The sequence below is a fragment of the Rhodococcus sp. 4CII genome (genome assembly GCF_014256275.1).
Taxonomy (GTDB): Bacteria; Actinomycetota; Actinomycetes; order Mycobacteriales; family Mycobacteriaceae; genus Rhodococcus_F; species Rhodococcus_F wratislaviensis_A.
Genome location: NZ_JACCFE010000002.1, coordinates 696,175 through 722,680, shown reverse-complemented (window position 1 = coordinate 722,680; position 26,506 = coordinate 696,175). Strand labels below are relative to the sequence as shown.

Here is a 26,506-nt window from a genome sequence, read left to right as displayed (position 1 = left end):
TGACTTCCCCGTCCGTGGGTGTCAGTTCTTCCGGGATGGGGGGAGGGGACTGTCGATGTGGTCGGCGGCGATCAATTTGCCGCCGGACAGCGACAGCACCCAGGTGCTCGCTTTTCTGTTCCGTGCCGGGGGAAGAGCGATACCGTCGATGTCCGCCCACCACTCGAGCAGATCCGGAATGACACCGCCCTGACTGCAGATCACCTGGACTCCGCCGAGAGCGGCGATCTTGCGGACCCGGGTGCGGGTGGCCGCAGGGTCGGCGGAGTAACTCTCCTCGGACAGCAGCGAATCCAACCGGACGGTCGTGTCCAGCATGAGGGCCAGCGGCTCCACCGTCTGAATGCATCGTGTCCGATCGGCTGAGGTGATGCCGGTGGCTCCGAACGCGTCGAGTTGTGCGACGAGCGCGTCGGCTTGCCGCCGGCCGTCCGCATCCAAGGGCCGGGTGGTGTCGTCGCCCTTGTAGCGTTTCCGGCTCCCAGCTTTCGCATGCCGCACGAGAAGCAACGTTGCGGTATCGGGCGGCTGCGCCGTGAACCGCCGGAGCATCTTGCGATCCATGGGATACGACAATTCATCGGCGACCTCGGATACCGGAAGCCACCGCATTTCGTCGACTTCGCTGTTGGCAGCGAATTCACCGTCGCGGACCTCTGCAGCCCAGTACTCCACTCGTTTCAACCGGCGATGCCCGGGAATCGGGTACGTCAATGCGCCGAGGTGCCGCCCGAGTCGCCCGCGGATACCCGTCTCCTCTTGTACTTCCCGCAATGCGGCGACGACGGCGGTCTCGCCCGGGTCGAGTTTTCCCTTGGGAAATGACCAGTCCTCGTATTTGGGCCGGTGAATGAGGGCGATCTCGATCTCGTCGGGATTATCGGGAGACTTCCGCCACAGCACTGCCCCCGCGGCGAAGATATTGGCTTTGACCGGTTTGCCGGGTGAACTGCTCACCGAGTTCCTTCCTTGTGCCGCGGATTCGCGCGATCAGGATCCGGTGCCCATCCGTTTCCGCATCATGGCCTCCTGGTGGTCGCGGACCTCCTCGCCGTGCGCCGGGGACGGAACCCAGCGGCCGTCGGGTCCGAGCGCCCAGCATCGCGTGGACGGGTCGAGTGCCGAATCGAGGATCTCGCCGATCTGACCGGTGAGCCGAGGATCTTTCACCTGTGCCATGACCTCGACGCGACGGTCGAGATTGCGGTGCATCATGTCGGCGCTGCCGATCCAGTATTCGTCCGCGCCGCGGAAGTGGAACACGCGGGAATGCTCGAGGAACCGTCCGAGAATGGAGCGCACGTGGATGTTCTCGCTCAGGTCGGGAACCCCGGGTTTGAGAGCGCAGATGCCGCGGACGACGATGTCGACGCGCACACCGGCCTTGGACGCGCGATACAGCGCGTCGATGACCTGTTCGTCGACCAGGGCATTGGCCTTGAGGCGAATTCCGGCGACGTCGCCCCGCAGTTGGTGCGCCACCTCGGCGTCGATCCGCTCGACGATTCCCCGGCGCACACCGTACGGCGCGACGAGGAGGTTGCGGTACTGCGTCTTCCGTGAATAGCCGGTCAGGGAATTGAACAGGTCCGTGAGGTCGGCGCCGATCTCGGGCGCAGCGGTGAGCAGGCCGATATCTTCGTAGAGCCGGGCGGTCTTCGGGTTGTAGTTGCCGGTTCCGATGTGGCAGTAACGCCGGATGGTGGACCCTTCGCGACGAACGACGAGGCACGTCTTGCAGTGGGTCTTGAGCCCGACGAGTCCGTAGACGACGTGCACGCCCGCGTGTTCGAGTTTTCGGGCCCACTTGATGTTGGCCTGCTCGTCGAATCGCGCCTTGATCTCGACCAGCGCCACAACCTGTTTGCCCGCCTCTGCGGCGGTGATCAGCGCGTCGACGATGGGGGAGTCGCCCGAGGTGCGGTACAGGGTCTGCTTGATGGCCAGCACCTGGGGGTCGGCGGCGGCTTGTTCGATGAAGCGCTGGACGCTCGTGGAAAAGGAGTCGTAGGGGTGATGGACCAGGACGTCGCCGTCGCGGAGAGTGGAGAAGACGCTCTTGGGTGTTTCCCGCTCGCCGAACGCCGGGTGCGTTGCCGGAACGAACGGCGCGTCCTTGAGCGCGGGGCGGTCGACGGCGTACACCTGCCAGAGGCACGACAGATCCAGCAGCCCAGGAACCTGGATGACGTCGCCGGGATCGACGTCGAGTTCGCGCAGCAGCAGTTCGAGCATGTGCTCGGTCATGTCGTCCGCGACCTCGAGCCGCACCGGGGACCCGAAGCGGCGGCGCGCCAGTTCCCGCTCGAGCGCCTGGAGGAGATCCTCGTCGCGATCTTCCTCGACCTCGAAATCGGCGTTCCGGGTGATCCGGAACGCGTGGTGCTCCACGACCTCCATGCCCGGGAAGAGCATGTCGAGATGTGCGGAGATCAGATCTTCCATGGGCAGGAACGCGTCGATGGAGGATGGAGTCTCGTCGCGGCGGACCCGGACGAACCGACCGACGTTGTCCGGAACCTTGACCCGCGCAAAGTGTTCGCCGCCCGTCACCGCATCCTTCACCGTCACCGCGAGGTTGAGGCTCAGACCGCTGATGTAGGGGAACGGGTGGGCGTGGTCGACGGCGAGGGGAGTGAGGACGGGAAAGACCTGGTCCTGGAAATGCAGGGACAGGCGCGCACGGTCGTCGTCGGTGAGATCGGCCCATCCGATGATGGAGATCCCTTCGGAGGTAAGCGCCGGACGCACGGAGTCGAGGAACACCCGCGCAGCCTTCTCCGAGATCTCCTGCGTCCGGGTCGCGATCAGCGACAGTTGTTCGCGCGGGGAGAGACCGTCGGCGGACCGTACGGACAGTCCGGTCTCGTCGCGGCGCTTGAGTCCCGCGACCCGGACCATGAAGAATTCGTCCAGATTGGACGAGAAGATGGCGAGGAACTTGGCGCGCTCGAGCAGCGGCAGCGACGTGTCCTCGGCGAGCGCGAGAACCCGGGCGTTGAAATCGAGCCAGCTGAGTTCGCGGTTGAGGTAACGATCTTCGGGGAGACCGTCGGTGAGGGCGTTCGTGAGTGCACTGGTCGCAGCGGGGGGAGCCATCGGCACGTTGGTGGGGTTCGGTGCGACGGTGCCTTCGCCGGCCCCGTTCCTGCCGTCCTTGTTGTCGACGTCGGTCTGCTGGTCGAGTGCTTCACGATTACTCACTCCATGATCATCCCTCGAGAATTCGGCCACGGACAATCGATGGCACAAATTCATGCCGTCGGGAGAAGGGGCACATTTCCATTCGTGCGGAACCCGCAATTCGATACCGCGCGCGGAGCTAGTCGTTTCCGCAGCGGGAGGGGGCGGTGTGTGCGAGAGCGTCGAGTGCGGCTTTCGTCGCGGGTCCGACGCCGAGAGCCTGCGCGGTGTCGAGATCGTCGGCGGTGTCGACGTCGGTGCGCAGTCCCGGCCAGTGCCCGTCGAGGCGTCGCGCCCCCGATTCGAGATGCCGCTTCGCCGATCCCGGTCCGAATCGGGGATCGAGCGGAACAGCCGGGTCGCAGGAGAACAGCGCAGCGGTTCCGGTGCCGTGGTGATCGACGACCACCGACCGGCCACCGGTTCTCGCGGCCGCGAGTGCTTCGCGAAATTCCCCTTCGCGCAGGGACGGAAGGTCTGCCTGCAGGGCGACGACGTCCACTCCGCGCTCGGTGCGCCGGACGTGGTCGGCCGCCGCCGACAGCGCCGCGTTGAGACTGTGCTCGGTCCCGGCCTCGCCCTGTCGGCTCTCCGCGGGGGCGGGGTCCGCGTAGACGTGCGCACCGACGCTGCGGGCGAGCCGGGCCACGGCGGGGTCCGGCGTGACCACGGTGACACCGACTACGGTGGCGACGTCGCGGACGACCGAGAGGGTGTCGCGGAGCATCGACAGCACCAGCCCGGTGCGGTCGGCCGTGTCGAAGACACCCGACAGTCGCGTCTTGGCTGCGTGAAGTTCCTTCACGGCGACGAGTACGTGGGCGCGCGGCGCCACGGCTCGGGTCGCTGTGCTCATGTGGACATCTTGCCAGTCCGCCGGCGGCGGTGCTCCGAGCGCCCGCATCCGGCCGGGCGGCGACCACGGTTCGGTAGCGGGGCAGCGTCCGACCTCGGTATCGGCAATACTGTGGGCGATGTATCGGGAACGAACGACGAGGGGTGCTGTGTGAGCAAGGCTGCGGTGCTGGGAGCGGGTTCATGGGGGACGGCATTTGCGAAGGTCCTGGCCGAGGCCGGGACGGATGTCACCATGTGGGCGCGACGCGGTGAGGTCGCCGAGTCGATCGTCACGCGGCACGAGAACACGGACTATCTGCCGGGCATCGCCCTGCCGCCGTCGCTGACCGCCACCGACGACGCCCGGGCGGCCCTCGACGGCGCCGACATCGTCGTCCTCGCGGTGCCGTCGCAGTCCCTGCGCGACAACCTGCAGGTATGGAGTCCGATGATCCCCGAGGACGCCACGATGCTCAGCCTCGCCAAGGGAATCGAGACAGGCACCCTCATGCGGATGAGTCAGGTGATCATTCAGGTCACCGGCGCCGATCCGGGGCGCGTCGCCGTGCTGTCCGGGCCCAACCTGGCCCGCGAGATCGCGATCGGTCAGCCGGCGGCCACGGTCGTCGCGTGCACGGATTCGGTGCGGGCGCTCGCCTTGCAGAAGGCGTCGGCCACCGGATACTTCCGCCCCTACACGAATTCGGACGTCATCGGTTGCGAGATCGGCGGCGCCTGCAAGAACGTGATCGCCCTCGCGTGCGGTATGGCGTCGGGAATCGGTTTGGGAGAGAACACGATCGCCAGCATCATTACTCGCGGTCTCGCCGAGATCATCCGGCTGGGAGTCGCGCTCGGTGCGAAGCCCGCCACGCTCGCGGGCCTCGCCGGGGTGGGCGATCTGGTTGCCACCTGCACGTCGCCGCTGTCGCGAAACCGGTCGTTCGGAGAGCGTCTCGGTCAGGGCGGTTCGATCGAGAGCGCCCAGGCCGCCACCCACGGTCAGGTCGCCGAGGGCGTCAAGTCGTGCTCGTCGGTGCGGGCTCTCGCGGCGAGCTACGACGTCGAGATGCCGCTCACCGATGCAGTGCACCGGGTGTGCCACGAAGGTCTCGTGGTGCAGGACGCGATCGGCCAGTTGCTCGGCCGCCGGACGAAGCCGGAGTGAACGTGTGAGTGGTGATTCGACCCGCTGCGTCAAAGCGGTCGCGGCAGAAAGGGTTCCCGGTTCGCCGATGCAGCGGGGGCCGGTCTTCGCAGCGCCCTACCAGTTGAGCGCGGACGAGGGAACCGAGTCCGACACCTATGCGCGTGCCTCCAACCCGGGCTGGCGGGATCTCGAGGCGGCGCTCGCGACGCTCGAGGGCGCTGCGGGCGCGCTCGTGGTCGGCTCCGGGATGTCGGCGGTCACCGTCGTGCTGAGGAGCCTGCTCACCGCCGGCGACACCGTGATCGTTCCGTCCGACGGCTACTACCAGGTGCGCGCGTACGCCCGGGAGCGGCTGGAACCGATGGGCATCACCGTGCACGAACTGAAGACGGCCGATTTGGCCGGTGAGACCGCCGCCGCGCTGCTGGCCGCCGCCGAGGGGACGACGGTCGTGGTGGCCGAAACCCCGTCCAACCCGTCTCTCGACGTGGTGGACCTGCGCGCGGTGTCGGAGCAGTGCGCGAACGCCGGCGCGGTTCTCGTGGTGGACAACACGACCGCCACCCCGCTCGGTCAGCAACCTCTCGCGCTCGGCGCTGACGTGGTAGTCGCCAGCGGCACAAAGGCTTTGAGTGGTCACAGCGACCTTCTCATGGGATACATAGCCGCATCGGACGCGGACTTCCTGGCCGGGATGGAGCGCGAGCGGGCGCTGTCGGGAACGGTGCTGGGGCCGTTCGAGACGTGGCTCGCCCACCGGAGTCTCGGGACCGCGGGCCTGCGGTTCGAGCGCCAGTGCGCCAACGCCTTCGCGCTCGCGGGTCTGTTCGATTCGCATCCGGCCGCCCACCGGGTGCGGTACCCGGGGCTTCCGGGCGATCCCGCGCACGGTGTCGCCGCCGGTCAGATGCGACGATTCGGCGGCCTCGTGAGCTTCGAGCTCGATTCCGCCGAGCAGTTCCATCAGCTCGTGGCCGGCAGCGAGCTCCTCGTGCCTGCGACGAGCTTCGGCGGCATCCACACCAGCGCCGACCGCCGGGCCCGGTGGGGCGACCCCGTGCCCGACGGGTTCGTGCGGATCTCGTGTGGAATCGAGGACACCGACGACCTCGTGGCCGATCTCGAGCATGCGCTCTCCGCACTGTGAGGGCGTGGGTGGGTTCGGTGAGCGGGTCGCATCGACGGTACGGTCTGTGTCGTGAGTAAACCGCGTACCCGGGTAGCCGTCATCTTCGGTGGCCGCAGCAACGAACATTCCGTGTCCTGTGTGTCGGCCGGAAGCGTCCTGAGGAATCTCGACCCGGAACGGTACGAGGTGGTACCGATCGGCATCACCACCGAAGGCTCGTGGGTTCTCGGGTCCACCGACCCCGAGACCCTGTCCATCCGCGGCCGGGCACTGCCCAGCGTCGATGCCGACGGATCAGCACTCGCACTCACCGCCGACCCCACCCGGGCCGGCGACCTCGTCGCCCTCGACGACGGCGAGGCAGGCAAGATCCTGGCCTCGGTCGACGTCGTCTTCCCCGTCCTCCACGGCGCCTACGGCGAGGACGGCACCATCCAAGGCCTGCTCGAGCTCGCCGGCGTCCCGTACGTCGGTCCCGGCGTGCTGGCGAGCGCCGCGGGCATGGACAAGGAGTTCACAAAGAAACTGCTCGCCGCGGAGGGCCTGCCCATCGGGTTCCAGGTGGTCCTGCGTCCCGGAACCGTCACGCTGACCGACGAGCAGAAAGCCCGGCTGCACCTCCCGGTGTTCGTGAAACCGGCCCGCGGCGGATCGTCCATCGGCATCACCCGGGTGGCCGACTGGGCCGCGCTCGACGACGCCGTCGCCCACGCTCGCCTGCACGACCCGAAGGTGATCGTCGAATCGGGGATCGCCGGCCGCGAGGTCGAGTGCGGAGTGCTCGAGTTCCCGAACGGCGACGTGCGGGCCAGCGTCATCGCCGAGATCCGGATGCCGGAAAGCTCCGCGGACGACGAGGCGTTCTACGACTTCGACAGCAAGTACCTCGACGACGTGTGCGAATTCGACGTGCCCGCGAAACTCGACGAATCGGTCAGCGAGGAGATCCGCGAACTCGCGGTGCGCGCCTTCGCGGCGCTCGACTGCCAGGGTCTCGCACGCGTCGATTTCTTCGTGACCGAGGACGGTCCCGTGATCAACGAGATCAACACGATGCCGGGATTCACCTCGATCTCCATGTATCCGCGCATGTGGGATGCGGTCGGCATCGACTACGGCACGCTCGTCGCGACCCTCGTCGACACGGCCCTCGCACGCGGCGTCGGCCTGCGCTAGCGGCGCGGCGGTCCGGCGCTCACGGATTCGCGACGGGCGCCGGATCGAGCGGCTTCTGCGGCAACGCCTGCGACACCGCACCGGAAATGTCCTGCAGCGGCGTCGGACCCACACCGGTGGGAACGGTCAGTCCGACGTAGACGCCGCGGTCGACGGCGAACCAGCTGCTGGCATCGATGCCGGCGCTCTCACCCGAGATCTCGAACCACTGGACCCCGTCGATCACCTGGAGCGCCGAGGCCTGATCGAACTCGGCGGGACGGTCCAGACCGCACCGCAGCACGAGGGGCTCGCCCTCGGCGGGCTGCCAGGCGGCCGTCGCCTCCGGTGCGGGTTCGGTGAGCTCCGCCCTCGTGTAGTCGCCCAGGGAATCGGGCAGACCGGCCATCAGGGCGGCGCACTCCGCCGAGCCGGACGCCGGCGCGGGCACCGGGCCCAGTGACACCGGTTCCTTCACCGGATTCCGTCCGGCGAACACGGCCGCGACAACGATACCGATGATCAAGGCCACCGGCAGCGCCACCGCCGTGGCGATGAGTGCGGGATTCCGGCGCTCCGGCGGCGCCGCATCGGAGTTGCCGGCGGGTGGGGTCTGTTCGGGTTCGCGGTCGGACATACTCAGTTCTCGTTCGCAGACTTTTCGGGGACGTCGCAGGTGAGGGTGCGGGTGATGCCGGCGACCTGACGGATCTCGTGCACGACGGGGGCGACCTCGTCCGCGGACACCCGCACGATCACGTCATACGGCCCGACGACGTCCTCGGCCGTCCGGACTCCCGTGATCTTCGCGATCTCGCTTGCGATCGTCGCCGCCTTGCCGACGTCCGTCTGGATCAGGATGAACGCTTGCACTCTCGCTCCAGCCCTTCCCTTCTCCGCGCCGCATGGATCTCGGTAGAGTCGCGGGTGCTTTCGGCGCGCTGATCGGTCACGTGCCGAGAAGTCCCGGCAACAGCTAGAAGGTACCGCAGTCGCACATTCCGTCGACCGGACCCACAGCCGATGCGCGGGCACCCGACACTACGGCGCGCACGGAGGCACACCATCACATCGACGGACTCCCCGGACCACACTCCGTCCCTCACTGTCGCCGACGTCGGCGAGTTCGCCGTGATCGGCCGAGCGGTGGAGGGCCGGATGCAGCCGCAGTCGACTCTGATCGGGCCGGGTGACGACGCCGCTCTCGTCCGTGCGGCGGACGGCCGGGTTGCGGTGTCGGCAGACATGCTGGTGCAGGACAGGCACTTTCGCCTGGACTGGTCGTCGCCGCGGGAGGTGGGCCGGAAAGCGGTCGCACAGAACGCGGCCGACGTCGCGGCGATGGGGGCGCGGCCCACAGCGTTCCTGGTGTCCCTGGGGCTGCCGCCGGATACTCCGATCGACGTCGCCGACGGCATCTCCGCGGGCCTCGGGGAGGCCGCGGAGGAACTCGGGGCCGGCGTCGTCGGCGGTGATCTGGTGCAGGCCGGCCAGGTCGTGATTTCGGTCACCGTCCTCGGCGATCTGGGTGGCCGGAGCCCGATCCGGCGGTCGGGAGCGAGGCCCGGCGACGTCGTGGCGGTGGCCGGGGACCTCGGCCGATCCGCCGCCGGGCTCGCTCTGCATCTCGGCGGGTCCTCGGATTTTCCGGACCTTCGCGCCGTCCACCGGGTTCCCGTTCCGCCGTACGACGCCGCGTGGGCGGCCGCCGACGGAGGCGCGCATTCGATGACCGACATCTCCGACGGGCTGCTCGCCGATCTCGGGCACATCTGCGATGCGTCCCGGGTCGGAATGTCCCTGACCCGTGCCGACCTGACCGTGTCACCCCAGGTGGTGGCGGCTGCCGCGGTCCTCGGCGCCGACTACTGGGAGTGGGTGCTCACCGGCGGAGAGGACCACGGCTTCGCCGCGACCTTTCCGGCAGACGTCCGCCTCCCGGCGGGGTGGACCAGGATCGGCGGGGTTCACGACGGATCCGGCATCTCGGTCGACGGCGAGACCCGGCCGGGGGCCGGAGGCTGGCAGAGTTTCGCGGTATAGGTTGCACGCATGGCTATCTACGCGCTCGGGGACCGTGTACCCGACATCCATCCGGACGCCTACGTCCACCCCGACGCCGTCGTGATCGGGAACGTCACGTTGGCGGCGGGAACCTCGGTGTGGCCGCAGGCCGTGCTCCGCGCCGACTACGGCACCATCACCGTCGGCGCCGACACGAACATCCAGGACGGCACCGTGATCCATTGCACGATGATCGATCCCACCGTCATCGGCGCGGGTTGCGTCGTGGGGCACGCCGCACACATCGAAGGCTCCACGATCGGCGACCACTGCCTCATCGCGTCCGGGTCGATCGTACTCAACGGGTCGACCATCGGAGCGGGCTCGGTGGTCGGCGCCGGCGCCGTCGTCCCGTTCAAGTTCGAGGTGCCCCCGCGCAGCATGGCACTCGGCGTCCCCGCGAAAATCCGGCAGGGCTACGAGGTTCCCGAGGGACACCTGGAGATGAACGTGAAGATGTACGCCGCCAACGCGGCCTACTACCGCGACTCCCTCCGCAGGCTCGACTGATGGCGGCGCCGCTGTCGGACCTCGTCGAGGCCGGGTGGGCCCAAGCGCTCGAACCGGTGTCGGGACGGATCACGGAAATGGGCGCGTTCCTCCGCGCGGAAATCGCCGACGGGCGTGAGTATCTCCCCGCGGGCGACAACGTGCTGCGGGCATTCACCCACCCTTTTTCCGAAGTCAAGGTCCTCATCGTCGGTCAGGACCCCTACCCGACCCCCGGTCACGCCGTCGGACTCAGCTTCTCCGTGGCACCGGACGTGCGCCCGGTGCCGCGCAGTCTCGGCAACATCTTCACCGAGTACACCAAGGACCTCGGCTACCAGACGCCGTCCACCGGTGACCTCACACCGTGGTCGCGCCAGGGTGTACTCCTGCTGAACAGGGTTCTCACCGTGCAGCCGGGACTTCCTGCCTCACACCGGAAGAAGGGCTGGGAGGCGGTGACCGAGCAGGCCATTCGCGCTCTGGTGGCACGCCCCGAACCCCTCGTCGCGATTCTGTGGGGCCGGGACGCGTCCACGCTGAAACCGATGCTCGGCGACGTGCCGACGATCGAGTCGGCCCACCCCTCACCGTTGTCCGCGTCGCGGGGATTCTTCGGATCGCGGCCGTTCAGTCGCGCGAACGAACTCCTCGACGGTATGGGCGCCGAACCCGTGAACTGGCAGCTGCCGTAAGTCCCGTTTCACTTCACCGATGCGAAATCGGCCCGCCGTTTCTCGACGAAGGCGTCGACGCCCTCGCGTCCCACCGCACTGTCGGCGGCGGCGGCGATCGACGTCGCCTCGGCGTCGAGCTGCTCCAACAGTGTGCGCGACCGCGACTCGCGGACGAGCTTCTTGATCCCCGAGTACGACGACGTCGGGCCGGCGGCGAGGGTGCGGGCGAGCCGGAGCGCCTCGTCCTGGACGACGTCGTCGCCGACGAGGCGGCTGAGGATGCCCAGGCGGACCGCCTCGTCCCCGCTGATGACGGTATCGCTGATCAGGATCTCGCGTGCGCGGGCGTCCCCGACGATGCGCGGGAGGGTCCAGGACATGCCACCGTCCGGGGTGAAACCGATGGACGGGTACGCCGGACGCATCTTGGTGCCCGGACCGCCGATCGCGACGTCCGTCAGGCACACAAGGCTCATTCCTGCCCCAGCCGCCCATCCGTGAACGCCGGCGATCACCGGGACGGTCACGGCGTCGAGCGCGCGAACGAAGACGTGGAACACACGCGCCACCTCGGCGACGTAGTCGCTCCGCGCCGGTGCGGACGCGAACGCGTGCACGTTGCCGCCCGCGCAGAAGTTCGGGCCCTCACCGACGAGAAGCACACTGCCGATCTCGTCGCCGACCGCTTCGAGTGCGCGGGCGCCCTGCTCCATGCCCTCGCCATCGAGCGAGGTGCCGTTCTCCGCCGTCGCGATCGTGATACGCAGGACGCCGACTTCGAGCTGTACTTTGCTGAGTCCATCGAGAGTAGTCACCGTTGCACCCTACGTGGGCCCGGATCGGTGCCCGTCGTGCCCCGGTGCGCTGCGACGATGCCGAATCGGGCCGGTGCGGGGACAGAATAGGACTGCGCCCCCGACACCGAAGTGTCGGGGGCGCAGTGACATCGCACGCAGCGTCGGGTCAGCCCCGAGCAACCTTTCCAGCCTTGAGGCAGGAGGTGCAGACGTTGACCTTCCGGGTGTTTCCGGGGGCAACCTCGGCACGAACAGTCTGGATGTTCGGGTTCCAGCGACGGTTGGTACGCCGGTGCGAGTGCGAGACCGACTTACCGAAGCCGGGCCCCTTGGCGCATACGTCGCAGACGGCAGCCATAGTCGCGAACTCCTTCAAGATAGTGAACTGTGAAATTTGCTGGCCTCATGGAGACAGGACACAGCAAGCGCGCCCTGTACGGGGCAACCGTGCAAGAGTAGCCGCTCGAGTGCGAATTGGCCAAACCCGGCCCCGAACGGCTCGGACCGCAGGCCCCGCCATCGTCCCGCGACTAGTCTGGCGGCACCTTCCCCATACCTGCGGCCGGAGAGGACGACAGTGGCCCCTGAGCTCCCGATGGACGGTCGAGTCCTCGAGTTGTGGGCACGGACCGCCGTTGCGGGACTGGAAAAGCGGTGCGAGGAGATCAACAGCCTCAATGTGTTTCCGATCCCCGACGCCGACACCGGCACGAATCTTCTGTTCACGATGCGCGCAGCCCTGGCCGCGGTCGACGAGTACGCGGGGACCGACGGCGGCACGAAGGACGTCCGGCAGGTGGCGATCGCCCTCGCCAAGGGCGCCGTCGCCGGAGCGCGGGGCAACTCGGGGGTGATCCTGTCCCAGGTGCTGCGAGGCGTCGCGGAAGCAGCGGTCACCCCGGCAGTCGACACCCGGACCGTCCGGACCGGACTGCTGATGGCCACCAACCTGGTGACGGACGCGGTCAGTTACCTCGTGGAGGGGACCATCGTCACCGTGTTGCGCTGCGCGGCCGATGCCGCCGCGGAGTTCCCGGACGAGACGCCGATCGCGAACACCGCGCGCGGCGCCGCCGATGCCGCGGCCGCGGCTCTCACCAGGACGCCGTCACAGCTCGAGGCGTTGGGCACCGCCGGGGTGGTGGACGCGGGCGGACTCGGGCTCGTGGTGATTCTCGACGCTCTCGTCACGGCGGTGACGGGTGCGCCGCCGGATCGCCCGCCGATCGCACTCCACGTTCCGCGACGGACGCCGTCGGCGCGCCGCCCCGAACCCGTCGCCCTTGCGGCGCCGCAGGCAGCGCACCTGCATCCGGGAGCCGGACCCGACTGTGACGACGGCTCGGCACAGGACTTCGAGGTGATGTACCTGGTGTCCGAATCGGACGAGTCCCGTATGGCGGACCTGCGCAGCGCGCTGCACGACCTCGGGGACTCGATCGTGATCGTCGGCGACGGCGGCGGCGGCTGGTCGGTGCACGTGCACTGCACGGACGCCGGTGCTGCCGTGGAGGCCGGACTCGCGGCGGGACGCATCCACGGCATCCGGGTCAGCAGCTTCCTCGTGGACGCCCGCGACCAGGGTTTGCTGGTACCGCAGGTCCGGACGAGGCCGGATCAGGGCGAACGCGGGATCGTCGCCGTCGTGGCCGGGGACGGCGCGGCCGAACTGTTCGCCAGCGAGGGTGCGACCGTCCTCCGCTGCGACGACGCCCCCGTAACCCGGGCCCAGCTCCTCGGCATCATCCGGCAGATGGGACGCACCGAGGTGCTCGTCCTCCCCAACGGCGCACTGACGGCCCAGGAACTGGTCGCGGTCAGTGCGTCCGCGCGGGACGCCCGCCACGAAGTCCTCCTCCTCGCGACGTCCGCGATGGTGCAGGGGCTCGCGTCGCTCGCGGTGCACGATCCCGAGCGTGAAGCCGTGGACGACGCGTTCGCGATGTCCGAGGCCGCCGCGGCCACCCGCTGGGGGTCGCTGCGGATCGCGCGGGAACGCGCCCTCACCTACGTGGGCACCTGCGAACCCGGTGACGGCATCGGATTGATGGGGCACGAAGTGATCGTGATCGAATCCGACGCGGTCGCGGCCGGACGCCGACTCGTCGACCTCGTCCTCGGTGCCGGTGGAGAACTGGTGACGCTCCTGATGGGGTCGGAGGCGCCGGAAGGGCTCGACGCGGATCTGGCCGATCACATCTCGCAGCGGCACCCCGGCGTCGAGGTGATGATCTACCAGGGTGGACAGCCGGGAGATCTGTTGCAACTCGGGGTGGAATGAGGAATTCGATGGCCATATTGTCCGACCGGCTCGATCATCTGCTGGGGAAGAAGACCGCCGACGCCCTCGAGGCGGCGTTCGACATCCGCACGGTCGAGGACCTGCTGCGGCACTACCCGCACCGCTACGCCTCCCAGGGCCGCGAGCTCGCGGAGAAGGACCCGCCGGAGGGCGAGCACATCACGATCATCGCCCGGGTCACGTCGGCCGCTGTCGTGAAGATGAAGAACCGCCCGGGCAGCATGCTCAAGGTGGTCCTCGCGACGGACACCCAGAACGTGGATGTCACGTTCTTCAGCCCGCAGAAGGTCAAGCACGTGATCAAGCCGGGGGTGCGTGCGATGTTCTCGGGAACGGTCAAGTACTTCCGGCAGAAGTGGAGCCTGACCCACCCGAGCTACCTCATCCTCCCCGAACCACGCGCGGGCAGTGAGGATCCCGTCGTGAACGTCGGCCGGATCCGCGGCGCCGGCGACCTCGCCGGCATCGCGCGGGCGTCGCAGGAAGCCGGTGCGGGGGTCGACATGTCCGTGTTCGACCGCGCCTTGATCCCGCTCTATCCGGCCACCCGGGACGTCGAGAGCTGGACGATCATGAAATGCGTCCGGCAGATCCTGGACCAGCTCGATCACGTCGACGACCCGCTGCCGGAGAACATCCGCGCCGAACGCGACCTGATCGGTCTCGACGAAGCACTCCGATCGGTCCACCTGCCCGACACCCGCGAGGACGTCGAGAACGCCCACGACCGTCTGCGGTTCGACGAGGCGACGGCGCTCCAGCTCGTTCTCGCGCGCCGTCGCCACGACAATGCGGAAAGGCTGGCGCCGGAGTGCCCACCGGTGCCCGGCGGAATCGCCGACGTGTTCGAGAGCATGCTGCCGTTCCAGTTGACCGACGGACAGCACGCCGTGGCCGACGAGATTTCCGCCGACCTCGCGCAACCGCACCCGATGAGCAGGCTGCTCCAGGGTGAGGTGGGGTCGGGCAAGACGATCGTGGCGCTGCGCGCGATGCTCCAGGTCGTCGACGCCGGCTATCAGTGCGCACTGCTCGCTCCCACCGAGGTGCTCGCGACGCAGCACGCGCGGTCGTTGCGGGCGATGCTCGGCTCGCTCGCGACCGCCGGGGAACTCGGGGCGCACGAGAAGGCGACGCGGGTGGCGCTGCTGACGGGGTCGATGCCGGTCGCCGCCAAACGCGCGGCGCTCAACGAGGCGATCACCGGCGACGCCGGGATCGTCATCGGCACGCACGCCCTCATCCAGGACAACGTCGAATTCTTCAACCTCGGGATGGTGGTGGTCGACGAGCAGCACCGGTTCGGTGTCGAACAGCGCGACCGGTTGCGGTCGCGGGCTCGGGAAGGGCTGAGCCCGCACCTGCTGGTGATGACGGCGACGCCGATTCCCCGCACGATCGCGATGACGGTGCTCGGCGATCTCGAGGTATCGACGCTGCGGCAGCTGCCGAAGGGGCGGTCGCCGATCAAGAGCAGTGTGGTACCGGCGTCCCAGAAGCCGCAATGGGTCACGCGGGCGTGGGAACGGATCCGCGAGGACGTCGCGGAGGGGCGGCAGGCGTACGTCGTGTGCTCGCGCATCGGCGACGGCGAGAAGGGCGACGGCGAGGACGCGTTCGACGAGAAAGCGCCCGACACGAAATCCGCCGTCGACGTGTTCGAGGAGCTGAGCGGCGACATCATGCCGGAACTGCGGGTGGGACTGCTGCACGGAAGGCTGCCCTCCGACGAGAAGGACGCGGTGATGCGCGACTTCACCGCCGGCGACATCGACGTCCTCGTGTGCACCACGGTCGTGGAGGTCGGTGTCGACGTCCCCAACGCGACGATCATGGTGATCGTCGACGCGGATCGGTTCGGTGTGAGTCAGCTGCACCAGCTGCGCGGACGCGTCGGCCGTGGCAAACACCAGGGCCTGTGCATTCTCGTCACCGAGATGAATCCGGGCGGTCCCGCCTATGAGCGATTGTCGAACGTGGCGTCGACCAACGACGGGTTCGAGCTCGCGCAACTCGACCTCGCCACCCGCCGCGAGGGCGACATCCTCGGTGCCGCGCAGTCGGGCACGACGTCCACCTTGCGACTGTTGTCGCTACTCGGCCACGAGGACGTCATCGCGGCGGCGGCCGAGTTCGCGCGTTCCGTGATCGCGGAGGATCCGCGACTCGACAACCACCCGGGGCTATCGGCGATGGTGACGTCCGCTCTGGACGCCGACCGCATCGAATTCCTCGAGAAAACGTGAGAACTTACTTCGCTTCGTAAATCTTCGCACGTCTGTTTCGGGTCTATTGCAGAATTCGCACACGTCAGGGGGGTGTTTGTGAAGTTTGTGGAGAATCTTGCATTGTGGGATGCCACTTCTCCGCGGCCGTCGATTGCGGGGTAGTTTGCTCAAATGTTCTCCAAAGTCCTGGTCGCCAACCGTGGCGAAATTGCGATCCGCGCTTTCCGTGCCGCCTACGAACTAGGTGCTGGAACGGTTGCGGTGTTCCCGTACGAGGATCGGAACTCGATCCACCGTCTGAAGGCTGATGAGAGTTATCAGATCGGCGAGGAGGGCCACCCGGTTCGGGCGTACCTCTCCGTCGACGAGATCGTCTCCGCGGCCAAGCAGGCAGGCGCCGACGCCATCTACCCCGGTTACGGCTTCCTTTCCGAGAACCCGGATCTCGCCGCCGCGTGCGCCGAGGCGGGCATCACGTTCGTGGGCCCCTCCGCCGAGGTGCTCGAGCTGACCGGTAACAAGGCGCGGGCGATCGCCGCGGCGAAGGCGGCCGGTCTGCCGGTGCTGGCGTCGTCGGAGCCGTCCGCCGATGTGGACGAGTTGCTGGCCGCGGCCGAGACCATGCAGTTCCCGCTCTTCGTGAAGGCCGTCGCCGGCGGCGGTGGCCGCGGTATGCGCCGGGTCGCGGAGCGGGCGCAGCTGCGGGAGTCGATCGAGGCTGCCGCGCGTGAGGCCGAGTCGGCGTTCGGTGACCCGACGGTGTTCCTCGAGCAGGCCGTCGTCGACCCGCGGCACATCGAGGTCCAGATCCTCGCCGACGGTCAGGGCAACGTCATCCACCTGTTCGAGCGGGACTGCTCGCTGCAGCGCCGTCACCAGAAGGTGATCGAGATGGCGCCGGCCCCGAATCTGCCGGAAGAGTTGCGGGCGAAGATCTGCGCGGACGCGGTGGCGTTCGCGAAGGAGATCAACTACTCCTGTGCGGGCACCGTCGAATTCCTCCTCGACACCCGGGGCAACCACGTGTTCATCGAGATGAACCCGCGCATCCAGGTCGAGCACACCGTGACCGAGGAGGTCACCGACGTCGACCTGGTGCAGTCGCAGTTGCGGATCGCGTCGGGGGAGACCCTCGCCGATCTGGGTCTGAGTCAGGACAAGATCACGCTGCGCGGGGCGGCGTTGCAGTGCCGCATCACCACCGAGGACCCGGCCAACGGGTTCCGTCCGGACACCGGCCGGATCACCGCGTACCGCACCCCGGGCGGTGCCGGCATCCGTCTCGACGGTGGTGCCACCCTCGGTGCCGAGGTGGGCGCGTACTTCGACTCGATGCTCGTCAAGCTCACCTGCCGCGGCCGCGACCTCGAAACCGCGGTCGCCCGGGCCCGCCGCGCGGTGACCGAGTTCCGCATCCGCGGGGTGTCGACGAACATTCCGTTCCTGCAGGCCGTGCTCGACGACCCCGATTTCAAGGCGGGACGGGTCACCACCTCGTTCATCGAGGAGCGTCCCGAGCTGCTCACGCTGCGCAGCTCCGCCGACCGTGGCACCAAGATCCTGTCCTACCTCGCCGACGTGACGGTCAACAAGCCGCACGGCGAGCGGCCGTCGGCGGTGTACCCGCGCGACAAGCTGCCTCAGATCGACCTGTCCACCCCGCCGCCGGACGGCAGCCGCCAGAGGCTCCTCGCTCTCGGGCCGGAGGGATTCGCCAAGGCGCTGCGTGAGCAGAAGGCACTTGCGGTCACCGAGACCACGTTCCGTGACGCCCACCAGTCGCTGCTCGCGACCCGTGTGCGCACCAGCGGTCTGCTCGACGTCGCCGGGCACGTGGCGCGGCTGACCCCGGAACTGCTCTCGATCGAGGCGTGGGGCGGTGCCACCTACGATGTGGCGCTGCGGTTCCTGCACGAGGACCCCTGGTACCGGCTGTCGGCGCTGCGTGAGGCCGTGCCCAACATCTGCCTGCAGATGCTGCTGCGCGGTCGGAACACCGTCGGGTACACCCCGTACCCGGAGAAGGTGACGCGGGCCTTCGTCGAAGAGGCCACGAACAGTGGCATCGACATCTTCCGGATCTTCGACGCCCTCAACAACGTCGACCAGATGCGGCCGGCCATCGACGCCGTCCGCGAGACCGGCACCTCGATCGCCGAGGTCGCCCTGTCCTACACCGGCGACCTGTCGAACCCGAACGAGAAGCTGTACACCCTCGACTACTACCTGCGCCTGGCGGAGGAGATCGTCGACGCCGGTGCGCACATCATCGCGATCAAGGACATGGCCGGACTGCTCCGCGCCCCGGCCGCCACCACCCTGGTGACCGCGCTGCGCAAGAACTTCGACCTGCCCGTGCACGTGCACACCCACGACACCCCGGGCGGACAGCTCGCGACGTACCTGGCCGCGTGGCAGGCCGGCGCGGACGCGGTCGACGGCGCCTCGGCCGCGTTGGCCGGCACCACCAGCCAGCCGGCGTTGTCGGCGATCGTGGCCGCGGCCGCGCACTCCGAGCACGACACCGGACTGAACCTGCAGGCCGTGTGCGACCTGGAGCCCTACTGGGAGGCGCTGCGCAAGGTCTACAAGCCGTTCGAGTCCGGGCTGCCCGCCCCGACCGGCCGCGTGTACACCCACGAGATCCCGGGCGGTCAGCTGTCGAACCTGCGCACGCAGGCCGTGGCCCTCGGTCTCGGCGACAGGTTCGAGGAGGTCGAGGCCAAGTACGCGGCCGCCGACCGCATGCTCGGCCGTCTGGTGAAGGTCACCCCGTCGTCGAAGGTGGTCGGCGACCTCGCCCTGCACCTCGTCGGATCCGGTGCCTCCACCGACGAGTTCAAGGAGAACCCCGCGAAGTTCGACCTCCCCGATTCGGTGGTCGGATTCCTGCGCGGCGAACTGGGCACCCCGCCCGGTGGCTGGCCGGAACCGTTCCGCACCCGGGCACTCGAAGGCCGCGGAGACGCCAAGCCCGAGGTGCCGCTGTCCGAGGAGGACGAGAAGGCCCTCGCGGGCACGTCCGCGGAACGCCGCGCGACCCTCAACCGGCTGCTGTTCCCCGGCCCGACGAAGGAATTCCTCGAGCACCGGGAAAAGTACGGCGACACCTCGCAGCTGTCGGCGAACCAGTTCTTCTACGGACTGCGCCGCGGCGACGAGCACCGGGTCCGCCTCGCGCAGGGTGTCGAGCTGCTCATCGGGCTCGAGGCCATCTCCGAGCCCGACGAGCGGGGCTACCGCACCGTCATGGCCATCCTCAACGGGCAGCTGCGCCCGGTGTCGGTGCGGGACCGGTCGATCTCCAGTGAGATCCCCGCCGCGGAGAAGGCCGACAAGAACAACCCCGGACACGTGCCGGCACCGTTCGCCGGTGTCGTGACCCTCGCCGTCACCGAGGGCCAGCACGTCGCCGCCGGCGACACCATCGCCACCATCGAGGCCATGAAGATGGAAGCGGCCATCACCGCACCTCGCGGTGGCACCGTCTCCCGGCTGGCGATCGGGTCGGTCCAGCAGGTAGAAGGCGGCGACCTCCTCGCCGTCGTGGCGACAGGGGAGTCCGCGAGCGAGTGACACGGATCATCGCGGGACTCGCGGGCGGTCGACGCCTGCGGGTCCCGCCGAGCGGGACCCGGCCCACCTCGGACCGGGTCCGCGAGGCGTTGTTCAGTGCGTTGCACGCCAGGATGGACCTCGAGGGCGCGTCCGTCCTCGACCTCTACGCGGGGTCGGGGGCGCTCGGCCTGGAGGCGCTGTCCCGCGGCGCGGACCGGGTCGTGCTCGTCGAGTCCGATTCCAAAGCCGCCGGGATCATCAAGCACAACGTCACGACGGTCGGTCTGGCGGGCGCCGAAGTGCGCGGCGCTCCGGTCGCGGCGGTGCTGGCGGGCGCCGCCGACCGTCCGTACGACCTGGTGATGGCGGATCCGCCGTACGCCGTCGGCGACGCGGCGGTGCAGACGGTCCTCGGCCATCTCCGGTCCAACGGCTGGGTCGGCGACGGCTCGATCGTGGTGCTCGAGCGGTCGTCGAGATCGCCCGAGACCGCCTGGCCCGACGGCTTCGCACCCGTCAAGGCGAAGAAGTACGGTGAGGCGAGAATCGAATTGGCGACCTGCTACGGTCTGGACTCATGACTGGCGCTGTCTGCCCCGGATCCTTCGACCCTGTGACCAACGGCCACCTTGACGTGATCGGCAGAGCTGCTGCGCAGTTCGACGAGGTCATCGTCACGGTCATGGTCAACAAGAACAAGCGTGGCCTGTTCACCGTCGACGAGCGCATCGAGATGCTCGAAGACTCCACGAGCGAACTGCCCAACGTCCGGGTGTCCTCGTGGCACGGCCTGCTGGTGGATTACGCCAAGCAGCAAGGGATCACGGCGATCGTCAAGGGCCTTCGCGGTGCCAACGACTTCGACTACGAGCTGCAGATGGCGCAGATGAACCAGAAGCTCAGTGGTGTCGACACTCTGTTCATCCCGACCAACCCCACGTACAGCTACCTGTCGAGTTCGCTCGTGAAGGAAGTGGCCACGTTCGGCGGCGACGTCTCCGACATGCTGCCGGAGAAGGTGCACACACGCCTCCTCGCGAGGATCGCCGAGCGCGCCGCCGAGAGCAGCTGATACCCGACACACCGGCTGCCACGCCGCGCCCTCGGCGTCCGGTCGGGCAGACTTGCACGGAGACGGCTGCGCCGACCTACTGAGGGTCATGACGATTGGGGTTGCTTGTGTACCGGGTATTCGAGGCGCTCGACGAACTTGTCGCGATTGTCGAAGAGGCACGCGGCGTACCGATGACCGCCGGCTGCGTGGTTCCCCGCGGCGACGTCCTCGAACTGCTCGACGACGTCCGCGACGCGATCCCCGGTGAACTCGACGACGCCCAGGACGTCCTGGACCACAAGGACAAACTGGTGGGGGAGGCGCGGTCCAACGCGGAGAAGACCATCGCCAGCGCCGATGCCGAGGCGAACTCCACCATCGAGAACGCCCGCGACGACGCGGACCGCATTCTGGCGGACGCCAAGGCGCAGGCGGACCGGATGGTCGCCGAGGCCCGTGCCCACGCCGAGCAGCTGGTCACCGACGCGCGCGCCGAGGCCGAATCCGCGGTCGCGGAGGGCCGGCGCGAATACGACTCGCTCACCGGTCGGGCTCGGTCGGAGGCGGATCGGATGATCGAGTCCGGCAAGGCGTCCTACGAAAGGTCGGTTGCGGAGGGCACCGCGGAGCAGGAGCGGCTGGTGTCGCAGACGGAGGTCGTCCAGGCGGCGCACGCCGAATCGGCTCGGGTGATCGACTCGGCGCACGCCGAGTCGGATCGTCTCCGCTCGGACTGCGACCTCTACGTCGACACGAAGCTCGCGGAATTCGAGGACTTCCTGAACGGCACCATCAGGTCCGTGGGGCGCGGGCGTCAGCAGTTGCGGACGGGTTCGGGTGTGCCCGACTACGACGCCGACGACCGCCGGGCCGAGCGTCGCCGCTGAGTCGTCCCGCCGGACGGCGCACTCGATCGAATTTGGCTCCACCGCGCGGATTGCGTATCGTGGAGTGGTTGCCCTTTGTCGTTTCCCTTTTCTCGAAAGTGAAGTTTGTTGTCATCCCATCGCCACAGCTCATCGCGTTCCCGTCGGGACGCGGACTTCGTGCTGGACACGGTCAAACTCGGCCGTCGTCCCGGCTCGATGCGCACCGTGGAACGGGTGGTGACGGCGCCGCAGCGCATCGGTCTCGACCTGATCGCCATCGAGGAAGGATCGGAGATCGATCTCGATCTCCGGTTGGAGGCCGTATCCGAGGGGGTTCTGGTCACCGGTTCGCTGCGAGCCGACACCGTCGGGGAGTGCTCGAGATGCCTCGAGCCGTTCTCCGGCACGGTGGACCTCACTCTCACGGAGCTGTTCGCGTACCCGGACAGCACCACGGAAGAGACCACGGAGGAGGGGGAGGTCTATCACGTCGTCGACGACGAGATCGATCTCGAGCCCGTCGTGGTCGACGCTGTCGGTCTCGCACTGCCATTGCAGCCGCTCTGCAGTGACGACTGCCAAGGATTGTGTCCAGAATGTGGCGTTCGCCTGGCGATTGCCGAATCTGGCCATGGGCATGACATACTTGATCCTCGCTGGGCTGGTCTTGCAGCCAAATTTGGCGTGGATTCAGAACCCAGCAAGAATCTTGTGAACAACGAAGCCGAGGAGAAGTAGAAGTGGCTGTCCCCAAGCGCAGAATGTCGCGGTCCAACACGAGGTCGCGTCGCAGCCAGTGGAAGACCACTGTGCCCACCCTCGTCACCTGCCCCAACCGTGGCTGCGGCGAGAAGACGCTGCCCCACGTCGCGTGCCCGTCGTGCGGCACATACAAGGGCCGCCAGGTCACTGCCGCCGTCTAGTTCTCCACGGAGAGGCGTTGTGACGAGCGACATCAGTACTACACCCGCCGGCGGCGAGGAGGATCATGCTTCCCTCCTCGCCGCTCTCGGCGTAGAAATCGAGCCTTCGCTGCTCACCCTGGCGTTGACACACCGCTCGTATGCGTACGAGAACGGTGGTCTGCCCACCAACGAGCGTCTCGAGTTTCTCGGTGACTCCGTCCTCGGAGTCACCGTCACGGAGAAGCTCTACCTCGCGCATCCCGACAAGTCCGAGGGCGACCTGGCGAAGATCCGGGCGAGCATCGTGAACATGCACGCGCTCGCGGAGGTGGCCCGCAGCCTCGGCGAGGGCGGACTCGGAGCCCACCTCCTGCTCGGAAAGGGCGAGGAGATGACCGGTGGTCGCGACAAGCCGAGCATCCTGGCCGACGGCATGGAGTCGATTCTCGGCGCCATCCACCTCGAGCACGGCATCGAGACGGCGCGACGCGTCGTGCTCGATCTGTTCAGCGATCTCCTCCAGCGGGCCCCCCGCCTCGGCGCGGGCCTCGACTGGAAGACGAGTCTGCAGGAGCTGACCGCGGAACGTGGCGTCGGTGTTCCGGCGTACGAGATCACCGCGACCGGCCCGGACCACGACAAGGAGTTCACGGCCACGGTGATCGTGGGCGGCAAACCCCTCGGCGTCGGCATCGGCCGCTCAAAGAAAGAGGCCGAGCAGAAGGCCGCGAGCACGGCGTGGAACGCGTTGTCCGACGCCGGGCCCGACGTGGCGGCCGACGACGTCAGTGCCTGAACTACCCGAAGTCGAGGTGGTCCGCCGCGGACTCGAACGCCACATCGTGGGGGCGTCGATCGATTCGGTCGACATTCTCCACCCCCGGGCGATCCGGCGGCACCTCCCCGGAGCGGCCGATCTCACCGGGCAGCTCACCGGCGAACGCATCGCGAGCGCAGACCGTCGGGGCAAGTATCTGTGGCTGGTCCTCGAACCCAGCACGGTCGCCCTCGTGGTGCATCTCGGCATGAGCGGTCAAATGCTGGTCCAGCCACCGGAATTGCCGACCGAGAAGCATCTGCGCATCCGGGCACGGCTCGATTCCGGTCTCGACCTCCGGTTCGTCGACCAGCGGACGTTCGGGGGATGGGCGCTCGCGCCGCTCGTCGAGGTCGACGGCTCGCTCGTCCCGGATTCGGTCGCGCACATCGCCCGTGACCCACTCGACCCGCGTTTCGACCTCGCGGCCACCGTGAAGGTCATGCGCGGCAAGCACACCGAGATCAAGCGCGCGCTGCTGGACCAGACCGTGGTCTCCGGCATCGGAAACATTTACGCGGACGAGGCCCTGTGGCGTGCGCAGATCCACGGAAACCGGCTCACCGACCGGCTGAGCGGTCCCCGGATCCGCGAACTGCTCACCGCCGCTCAGGATGTCATGCGTGAGGCCCTGACCCAGGGGGGCACGTCCTTCGATGCGTTGTACGTGAACGTCAACGGCGAGTCGGGGTACTTCGACCGCTCGCTGTCCGCCTACGGTCAGGAAGATCGTCCGTGCCCACGGTGCGGCACCGCGATCAGGCGGGAGAAGTTCATGAACCGCTCGTCGTTCAGCTGCCCGAGGTGCCAGCCGGCGCCGCGGAGAAGCCCGGCGACATCACCTTCGTGAGTTCGGCGGTCACGCTCTCCTCGGACGTGTCACCGTCGGTGTCGTGCCGCGGCGTCGCCCTGGCGTCGAAGTAGTCGCCGCCCTTGCGCTTCGCGTCGTCGGTGCCCCACTCCCGGTGCCGCGGAACCGGCGCCATTCTCGGAATGTGTTTGCGGCAGTGGATATACGCTTCCTCGACCTCCACGATTACCCAGCGTTCGGGTATCCGGCCGTTCGTGTGATCAGTGGGCAGATCGGCGATCTCGGAGCGGAGAACGGCGTCCTCGACGATCCGGGCCGAGCCGTTGACGTGCAGACCGATCAGATCCTGCACGAAGTCCACGAGAATGATGCCCACGTGTGGGTTCTCCGAGATGTTGCCGAGGCTCGCCATGACTCCGTTGCCGCGGTACTCCGGGTACGTGAGGGTTTTCGGATCGATGACGTGCATGAACCCGGGTGTCCCGGCGCGCAGGCTGTTGTCGCATTCGCCGGACGCGTCGGCGGTGGCGATGAAAGCGATCTCCTGGCGTCCGACGAACTCGATCATCGTCGGATTGAGGTGGTCCAGGACCTGATCCGAGTAGAACCTGGCGGCACGGTCCTCGGTGCCGTGCTCGGATTGAAGCCGGTGCTCTCCCGCACTACCGATCTGGCCCATCTGTATTCCCCGCTACGTCTCGGCGTCATTGGTCGGTTCACCCTACGGCCCAACGGTTTTCTCTGCCGAGAATCTGCGTTCACAAGTGCGGCGAAACCGGCGCCCCCACCCGCCTACCTGGTGTTGCGCCGACCGGTGGCAGGATTGACCGCATGGCAGAACAGACTTCCGACACGACAGCGCCCACCACTCTGTGGGTCGAGCGGACGGGCACGCGGCGTTACACCGGTCGCAGCTCGCGCGGCGCCGAGGTCCTGATCGGCTCCGAGGGCGTGGAAGGCGTGTTCACCCCCGGGGAACTTCTGAAGATCGCGCTCGCCGCGTGCAGTGGGATGAGCTCGGACTTCCCGCTGTCGCGCCGGCTGGGAGACGACTACGACGCCACGATCCGGGTGTCCGGCGCGGCCGACCGCGAGAACGAGGTCTATCCGCAGCTGGACGAGGTGATGGAGCTCGACCTCAGCGAACTCGACGCCGAGGCCCAGGAGCGCCTGGTGGCGCTCGTCGAGCGGTCGGTCGACAAGGTCTGCACGGTCGGGCGGACGCTGAAGGCGGGCACGACGGTGACGTTGACCGTCGAAAAAGAAGCATGATGCGGCGAGAACTGGCGGCGCTTGCGGGCGGAGCGGCGCTCTGCGCGGGTCTGCTCGTGGTCGCGCCGGCCGGGGCCGGGCCGGCGTTCTCGCCTCCGGGTGGGGCGTGCACCCCGTGGTCGATGTCCGAGGTGGCATCCGGGGCGGGCGTTCTCGAGAACCTGGCCTTCGACGGCTCGGGAACCATGCTGGTCTCGCGAACCGGACTGGTGGGCGGTGGAGCCCTCGACGGGGTCGGCCCCGACGGCACCGTCACCCCGATCGTGCCGGAGGTGGAGGCGCCGGGCGGGATCGCCGTGGACGGTGCCGACGCGTACTTCGCCACGGGGAACTCGTTCGCGGCGGGGGTCACCGGGTCGGCGAGCGGCACGGTCGACGTCGTGAACCTCGACACGGGCGAGTCCCGGACCGTGGCGGAGGGTCTCGTCATGCCCAACGGTCTGGTCCGGCTGAGCAACGGCGACATCCTCACGGCTCGGAACCTGGGCTCCGGAGCGGGACTGACCCGCGTCCCCGCTGCGGATCCCCACACACCCGAGGTGGTGCGCACCGATCTCGGAACCGTCGACGGTCTCGCGGTGCACGACGGCAACGTCTACACGGTGACGACGTTCGACACAACCACCACGTTGCGGATTCTCCGCGAGGACGACCTCGGCGGCCCGGTCGTGTCGGTCGAGTTGCCCGGATCCGGGCCCCTCAATGCGGCCGACGACCTCACCGTCGGACCGGACGGCATCGTGTACGTCGCCTACAACGGCGGCGGCAAGGTAGTGCGGGTCGATCCCGCCACCGGGGAGAGTTGCGCCCTGGCGTCGGGGCTTCCCCTCGTGTCGTCGGTGCGGTTCGGCGCCGGACCGGGCTGGAATCCGGACGCGCTGTACGCCACCAGTTTCACCGGGAAGATCTACAAACTCGAACGGTCGTGACGGACATGGAGAGAATGACCGCTTGGGTGCACGGATACGTGCAGGGTGTGGGATTCCGGTGGTGGACCCGCGCCCGCGCGCTGGAGCTCGGCCTCGTCGGATACGCGGCCAACCAGAAGGACGGGCGGGTGCTCGTGATCGCCGAGGGACCGCGCGACAAGCTGGACGCGCTGTTGACGCTGCTCCGCTCCGGCGGCACGCCGGGCGCGGTGGATCTCGTCGTGGAGCAGTGGGATTCCGCGCGGGGCGACCTCGTCGGGTTCGTCGAACGGTGAACCGC

General features: G+C 68.2%; 27 protein-coding genes. 19 read left to right on the top strand and 8 right to left on the bottom strand.

Annotated elements, in window-relative coordinates:
- Window positions 1-21: 21 nt before the first annotated feature.
- The 3 genes from H0B43_RS04285 to cofC all read right to left on the bottom strand — a co-directional run bounded on the left by H0B43_RS04285 (window position 22) and on the right by cofC (window position 4,039).
- Window positions 22-957: an NUDIX hydrolase gene (locus tag H0B43_RS04285; protein WP_185729154.1), complete on the bottom strand. Its 936-nt coding sequence runs from the start codon at window positions 955-957 to the stop codon at window positions 22-24.
- 33 nt (window positions 958-990) lie between these two features.
- Complete coding sequence (locus H0B43_RS04280; RefSeq protein WP_185729155.1) at window positions 991-3,204, bottom strand: RNA degradosome polyphosphate kinase; 2,214 nt, start codon at window positions 3,202-3,204, stop codon at window positions 991-993.
- Window positions 3,205-3,322: 118 nt separating this feature from the next.
- Window positions 3,323-4,039: a 2-phospho-L-lactate guanylyltransferase gene (cofC, locus tag H0B43_RS04275; RefSeq protein ID WP_185729156.1), complete on the bottom strand. Its 717-nt coding sequence runs from the start codon at window positions 4,037-4,039 to the stop codon at window positions 3,323-3,325.
- A gap of 150 nt (window positions 4,040-4,189) precedes the next feature.
- On the opposite strand from cofC, the gene H0B43_RS04270 reads away from it, so the two are divergent.
- The 3 genes from H0B43_RS04270 to H0B43_RS04260 are packed head-to-tail and all read left to right on the top strand — an operon-like array spanning window position 4,190 to window position 7,475.
- On the top strand, window positions 4,190-5,188 hold the full coding sequence (locus H0B43_RS04270; protein ID WP_185729157.1) for an NAD(P)H-dependent glycerol-3-phosphate dehydrogenase: 999 nt from the start codon (window positions 4,190-4,192) through the stop codon (window positions 5,186-5,188).
- 4 nt (window positions 5,189-5,192) lie between these two features.
- Entirely contained in the window at window positions 5,193-6,317 is a 1,125-nt protein-coding gene (locus H0B43_RS04265; protein WP_185729158.1) for a cystathionine gamma-lyase, read from the top strand.
- Between the two features lie 51 nt (window positions 6,318-6,368).
- Complete coding sequence (locus H0B43_RS04260) at window positions 6,369-7,475, top strand: D-alanine--D-alanine ligase family protein (protein ID WP_185729159.1); 1,107 nt, start codon at window positions 6,369-6,371, stop codon at window positions 7,473-7,475.
- A 19-nt stretch (window positions 7,476-7,494) separates the two neighbouring features.
- On the opposite strand, the gene H0B43_RS04255 is transcribed toward H0B43_RS04260, so the two are convergent.
- Both H0B43_RS04255 and H0B43_RS04250 read right to left on the bottom strand, forming a co-directional pair.
- Window positions 7,495-8,091: a DUF3515 domain-containing protein gene (locus H0B43_RS04255; protein ID WP_185729160.1), complete on the bottom strand. Its 597-nt coding sequence runs from the start codon at window positions 8,089-8,091 to the stop codon at window positions 7,495-7,497.
- Between the two features lie 2 nt (window positions 8,092-8,093).
- Window positions 8,094-8,327, bottom strand: coding sequence for an Lrp/AsnC ligand binding domain-containing protein (locus H0B43_RS04250; RefSeq protein ID WP_185729161.1), 234 nt, complete (start codon window positions 8,325-8,327; stop codon window positions 8,094-8,096).
- A gap of 258 nt (window positions 8,328-8,585) precedes the next feature.
- On the opposite strand from H0B43_RS04250, the gene H0B43_RS04245 reads away from it, so the two are divergent.
- Genes H0B43_RS04245 through H0B43_RS04235 form a run of 3 tightly spaced genes read left to right on the top strand, consistent with a single transcriptional unit; the run spans window position 8,586 to window position 10,702 of the window.
- Entirely contained in the window at window positions 8,586-9,497 is a 912-nt protein-coding gene (locus H0B43_RS04245) for a thiamine-phosphate kinase (RefSeq protein ID WP_397517522.1), read from the top strand.
- A gap of 9 nt (window positions 9,498-9,506) precedes the next feature.
- Window positions 9,507-10,028 (top strand): gamma carbonic anhydrase family protein, encoded by a 522-nt coding sequence (locus tag H0B43_RS04240; protein WP_185729163.1) that lies wholly within the window; start codon window positions 9,507-9,509, stop codon window positions 10,026-10,028.
- On the top strand, window positions 10,025-10,702 hold the full coding sequence (locus H0B43_RS04235) for a uracil-DNA glycosylase (protein ID WP_185730107.1): 678 nt from the start codon (window positions 10,025-10,027) through the stop codon (window positions 10,700-10,702). The genes H0B43_RS04240 and H0B43_RS04235 overlap by 4 nt, the downstream gene beginning before the upstream one ends.
- A gap of 8 nt (window positions 10,703-10,710) precedes the next feature.
- Here the strand turns inward: H0B43_RS04235 and H0B43_RS04230 are convergent, their stop codons facing one another.
- Entirely contained in the window at window positions 10,711-11,499 is a 789-nt protein-coding gene (locus H0B43_RS04230) for an enoyl-CoA hydratase/isomerase family protein (protein ID WP_185729164.1), read from the bottom strand.
- Between the two features lie 148 nt (window positions 11,500-11,647).
- Window positions 11,648-11,839 carry a 50S ribosomal protein L28 gene (rpmB, locus tag H0B43_RS04225; protein WP_005240429.1) on the bottom strand — a complete coding sequence of 64 codons (192 nt, stop codon included), beginning with the start codon at window positions 11,837-11,839 and terminating at the stop codon, window positions 11,648-11,650.
- 237 nt (window positions 11,840-12,076) lie between these two features.
- Between rpmB and H0B43_RS04220 the strand changes: the two genes are divergently transcribed.
- The 10 genes from H0B43_RS04220 (at window position 12,077) to mutM (ending at window position 24,064) form a co-directional block, all read left to right on the top strand.
- A complete protein-coding gene (locus tag H0B43_RS04220) occupies window positions 12,077-13,762 on the top strand; it encodes a DAK2 domain-containing protein (RefSeq protein WP_185730108.1) in 1,686 nt (561 codons plus the stop codon).
- Window positions 13,763-13,770: 8 nt separating this feature from the next.
- A complete protein-coding gene (gene recG, locus H0B43_RS04215) occupies window positions 13,771-16,029 on the top strand; it encodes an ATP-dependent DNA helicase RecG (protein WP_185729165.1) in 2,259 nt (752 codons plus the stop codon).
- Between the two features lie 153 nt (window positions 16,030-16,182).
- Window positions 16,183-19,587 carry a pyruvate carboxylase gene (locus H0B43_RS04210; protein ID WP_185729166.1) on the top strand — a complete coding sequence of 1,135 codons (3,405 nt, stop codon included), beginning with the start codon at window positions 16,183-16,185 and terminating at the stop codon, window positions 19,585-19,587.
- Window positions 19,584-20,150: a 16S rRNA (guanine(966)-N(2))-methyltransferase RsmD gene (rsmD, locus tag H0B43_RS04205; RefSeq protein ID WP_185729167.1), complete on the top strand. Its 567-nt coding sequence runs from the start codon at window positions 19,584-19,586 to the stop codon at window positions 20,148-20,150. Before H0B43_RS04210 ends, rsmD begins: the two co-directional genes overlap by 4 nt.
- Complete coding sequence (coaD, locus tag H0B43_RS04200) at window positions 20,147-20,641, top strand: pantetheine-phosphate adenylyltransferase (RefSeq protein WP_185729168.1); 495 nt, start codon at window positions 20,147-20,149, stop codon at window positions 20,639-20,641. Before rsmD ends, coaD begins: the two co-directional genes overlap by 4 nt.
- A 107-nt stretch (window positions 20,642-20,748) precedes the next feature.
- Window positions 20,749-21,510: a DivIVA domain-containing protein gene (locus H0B43_RS04195; RefSeq protein ID WP_185730109.1), complete on the top strand. Its 762-nt coding sequence runs from the start codon at window positions 20,749-20,751 to the stop codon at window positions 21,508-21,510.
- A 159-nt stretch (window positions 21,511-21,669) separates the two neighbouring features.
- Window positions 21,670-22,230, top strand: a complete 561-nt coding sequence (locus tag H0B43_RS04190) for a DUF177 domain-containing protein (RefSeq protein WP_185729169.1) — start codon at window positions 21,670-21,672, stop codon at window positions 22,228-22,230.
- 2 nt (window positions 22,231-22,232) lie between these two features.
- Window positions 22,233-22,415: a 50S ribosomal protein L32 gene (gene rpmF, locus H0B43_RS04185; RefSeq protein ID WP_005240446.1), complete on the top strand. Its 183-nt coding sequence runs from the start codon at window positions 22,233-22,235 to the stop codon at window positions 22,413-22,415.
- 19 nt (window positions 22,416-22,434) lie between these two features.
- Complete coding sequence (rnc, locus tag H0B43_RS04180; RefSeq protein ID WP_185729170.1) at window positions 22,435-23,193, top strand: ribonuclease III; 759 nt, start codon at window positions 22,435-22,437, stop codon at window positions 23,191-23,193.
- Entirely contained in the window at window positions 23,186-24,064 is an 879-nt protein-coding gene (mutM, locus tag H0B43_RS04175; RefSeq protein ID WP_185729171.1) for a bifunctional DNA-formamidopyrimidine glycosylase/DNA-(apurinic or apyrimidinic site) lyase, read from the top strand. The genes rnc and mutM overlap by 8 nt, the downstream gene beginning before the upstream one ends.
- Here the strand turns inward: mutM and H0B43_RS04170 are convergent.
- On the bottom strand, window positions 24,006-24,704 hold the full coding sequence (locus H0B43_RS04170; protein WP_185729172.1) for a pyridoxamine 5'-phosphate oxidase family protein: 699 nt from the start codon (window positions 24,702-24,704) through the stop codon (window positions 24,006-24,008). The genes mutM and H0B43_RS04170 overlap by 59 nt on opposite strands.
- 152 nt (window positions 24,705-24,856) lie before the next feature.
- Between H0B43_RS04170 and H0B43_RS04165 the strand changes: the two genes are divergently transcribed.
- Genes H0B43_RS04165 through H0B43_RS04155 form a run of 3 tightly spaced genes read left to right on the top strand, consistent with a single transcriptional unit; the run spans window position 24,857 to window position 26,501 of the window.
- Complete coding sequence (locus tag H0B43_RS04165; protein WP_185729173.1) at window positions 24,857-25,297, top strand: OsmC family protein; 441 nt, start codon at window positions 24,857-24,859, stop codon at window positions 25,295-25,297.
- Window positions 25,297-26,226, top strand: coding sequence for a hypothetical protein (locus tag H0B43_RS04160; protein ID WP_185730110.1), 930 nt, complete (start codon window positions 25,297-25,299; stop codon window positions 26,224-26,226). The genes H0B43_RS04165 and H0B43_RS04160 overlap by 1 nt, the downstream gene beginning before the upstream one ends.
- A 5-nt stretch (window positions 26,227-26,231) precedes the next feature.
- Window positions 26,232-26,501, top strand: coding sequence for an acylphosphatase (locus H0B43_RS04155; RefSeq protein ID WP_282555448.1), 270 nt, complete (start codon window positions 26,232-26,234; stop codon window positions 26,499-26,501).
- The last annotated feature ends 5 nt before the right edge of the window (window positions 26,502-26,506 follow it).

Bases quoted from the DNA above. Each gene is read 5' to 3' on its own strand.
- cofC (WP_185729156.1), bottom strand. From the start codon at position 4,039: ATGAGCACAGCGACCCGAGCCGTGGCGCCGCGCGCCCACGTACTCGTC.
- H0B43_RS04255 (WP_185729160.1), bottom strand. From the start codon at position 8,091: ATGTCCGACCGCGAACCCGAACAGACCCCACCCGCCGGCAACTCCGAT.
- H0B43_RS04240 (WP_185729163.1), top strand. From the start codon at position 9,507: ATGGCTATCTACGCGCTCGGGGACCGTGTACCCGACATCCATCCGGAC.
- rpmB (WP_005240429.1), bottom strand. From the start codon at position 11,839: ATGGCTGCCGTCTGCGACGTATGCGCCAAGGGGCCCGGCTTCGGTAAG.
- H0B43_RS04220 (WP_185730108.1), top strand. From the start codon at position 12,077: ATGGACGGTCGAGTCCTCGAGTTGTGGGCACGGACCGCCGTTGCGGGA.
- recG (WP_185729165.1), top strand. From the start codon at position 13,771: ATGGCCATATTGTCCGACCGGCTCGATCATCTGCTGGGGAAGAAGACC.
- H0B43_RS04210 (WP_185729166.1), top strand. From the start codon at position 16,183: ATGTTCTCCAAAGTCCTGGTCGCCAACCGTGGCGAAATTGCGATCCGC.
- coaD (WP_185729168.1), top strand. From the start codon at position 20,147: ATGACTGGCGCTGTCTGCCCCGGATCCTTCGACCCTGTGACCAACGGC.
- H0B43_RS04170 (WP_185729172.1), bottom strand. From the start codon at position 24,704: ATGGGCCAGATCGGTAGTGCGGGAGAGCACCGGCTTCAATCCGAGCAC.
- H0B43_RS04165 (WP_185729173.1), top strand. From the start codon at position 24,857: ATGGCAGAACAGACTTCCGACACGACAGCGCCCACCACTCTGTGGGTC.
- H0B43_RS04160 (WP_185730110.1), top strand. From the start codon at position 25,297: ATGCGGCGAGAACTGGCGGCGCTTGCGGGCGGAGCGGCGCTCTGCGCG.
- H0B43_RS04155 (WP_282555448.1), top strand. From the start codon at position 26,232: ATGGAGAGAATGACCGCTTGGGTGCACGGATACGTGCAGGGTGTGGGA.